Source organism: Bacillus sp. XF8 (assembly GCF_017498755.1).
Lineage (GTDB): Bacteria > Bacillota > Bacilli > Bacillales > Bacillaceae_G > Bacillus_A > Bacillus_A bingmayongensis.
This window is the reverse complement of record NZ_JAGDQK010000107.1, coordinates 1-2,393: the sequence shown is the minus strand read 5'-3', so window position 1 is coordinate 2,393 and position 2,393 is coordinate 1. Positions and strand designations below refer to the sequence as shown.

Below are 2,393 nucleotides of genomic sequence, written 5' to 3'. Positions count from 1 at the left end.
TGCAGCAGCGTAGTAACTAATCGTATAGGTAGCAAATATTTGCATAATCCATATTACAAGCAATAAAGATTCAAAACGTTCAAATATCAAACCCGAAATTTCAAAACTGCGCATGAGATCAATTGTCGGCCATGTTCTCGTTACAACTCCATCGACGGATAATGCACCGATGACCATTACGACCGTTATTACGTAAAAGATTAACGGAATAGAAATTCCAACTAGAATGACTTTTACTGCTTTGTTTGGTTGCTCCATAAACACCAAAAGGATTAACATGATTTCAGGACCTGTATATGCGAGAGCAGTTATCTTTATCCCGTTTAACACCGGCTTAACTCCTAAACCTAATACGGGGCGGAGATTATCTATCTCAAATATTCCGAGACTCATCAAGGAAATTAGTAAAAAAATAAACACCGTAATAGGGAATATGATTTCAAACATCCGGGCAATTGAGTTAATGCCACTCATAATCAAATAGAGACCTATCCACATAAAAGGTATAATAATGGCCCATGTAGGAGTTCCTTCTAGCAAAAACAAGCTAATGACCTCTGCCATTGAACGGATTTGAAACCCTGAAGTTGCAAGAAAATAACATACAACAAGTAAGCTAAATAACCTCCCTATCCATTTCCCTACAACTTCTTGGCTGTATTGATAAAAGGTTTTTTCGGGAAACTGTTGACTTAATTTAACCATGATTACTCCTGCAACCATCGCGATTATCCCACCTAAAATCACACTTATCCATACATCCGGTGTTTTCACTTTTTCTACAGATGCTCTAGGCAGGGTAAGGATTCCTGTTCCAAGTATAAAATTAACGACGATAACAACTGCTTGCGAAGTTGTTATTCGATCTTTGGGTTTAGTAATCACTGAAGGACACTTCCTTTCGTCATCAGCTACCTTTTACGGATAGGATTTTTTGTATGCATTATTTTCGGTCGACGTCTCATCATTTTTAGTGGCATTCGAACCATAAAATCTTTCCAGTCACTGAATCGATACGGAACAACCGGACTGGTATAAGGAACGCCAAAACTTTTCAGTTTCACTAAATGGCTGCAAATTAAAAGAAAGAAGAGAATAACTCCGTACAAGCCAAACATGGCAGCACAGAACATGGCTACAAACCGAAGAATGCGTAATGTAATTCCTGCACTGTATTGTGGGATAGTAAAGGAAGAAATAGCTGTAACAGCTACAACGATTACCATAATTGGACTGACAATCCCTGCTTCTACGGCAGCCTGGCCAATAATTAGTCCACCTACAATCCCCATTGCCGGTCCAATCGGTTTAGGTAAACGTAACCCAGCTTCCCGTAAAATTTCGATGGCCACTTCCATAATCAACGCTTCTATAAGAGCAGGAAAAGGAACTCCTTCACGTGTTCCTATAATAGAAATAACTAGCTTGGTGGGAATTAACCCTGGATGAAACGAAATAAAGGAAATATATAATGCAGGAGTAAATAATGAAACAGAAGCTGCAAAGAAACGCAATAGGCGGAGAAGCGTACTTGGAATCCAACGTTCATAATAATCTTCTGGTGATTGTAACAGCATACTAAATGTAACTGGAACAATTAATGCGAATGGTGTCCCATCCAGTAAAATTGCTATCCGCCCTTCCATCAAGGCACCCATAACACGATCAGGACGTTCTGTATTCTGAGCTTGTGGAAAAGGACTGAGGTAATTATCTTCAATAAGTTGCTCTATATAGCCAGATTCAGGTACACTATCTATATTGATTTTCTGAATTCTTATTTTTACCTCTTCCACTAATTCTGGACTAGCAAGGTCTTTGATGTAGGCTATAACTAGCTCTTTTTTTGCACGTTCTCCTACTTGAAGCTTTATTAATGATAAATTTTCATTTTCACCATGACGTCGTAAAAGTGCAGTGTTATCACTTAATACTTCCGTAAAACCTACCCGTGGACCTCTGACTAATGCTTCTGATACTGGTTCTTCAATATTCCGTTTGTTTGTTTTTGTTGTGCCAAGAATGAACACATCAAATAAACCATCAATCAATAGAGCTGTCGAACCTGTCAATACTTTGGATATCAAATCTTTTATTTGATTGATTTCTGTTACTTCACTAATAGAAAGAACTTTATTTTTAATAAATTCTTTCGAAACAGTCTCTTCCACATAAGTAGTTTCGTTTTTATATTCATCGAAAAAATCAACCATTAGTGAATTCATAATATGTTTATCGATTAGCTCTTTATCTGATAGTCCATCGACAAAAATGATCGCAGCTCGAATGCCTATGCGCCCAATATTAAACTCCCGAAAGTGAACATCAGAATTATGACCGATTTCTTGTCTTATGAGTTCTAAGTCTGATGTGAAGTCACCCGTAAAATGAAC

2 protein-coding genes are annotated in these 2,393 nt (G+C 37.6%); both read right to left on the bottom strand.

The genetic code is table 11. The features are described from left to right. Positions 1-885, bottom strand: an 885-nt coding sequence (locus J4P91_RS28555) for a spore germination protein (protein WP_207996781.1), incomplete at its 3' end; no start/stop codon positions are given. Between the two features lie 26 nt (positions 886-911). Continuing rightward, positions 912-2,393: spore germination protein (locus J4P91_RS28550; protein ID WP_207996780.1), on the bottom strand; the 1,482-nt coding region annotated here is incomplete at its 5' end.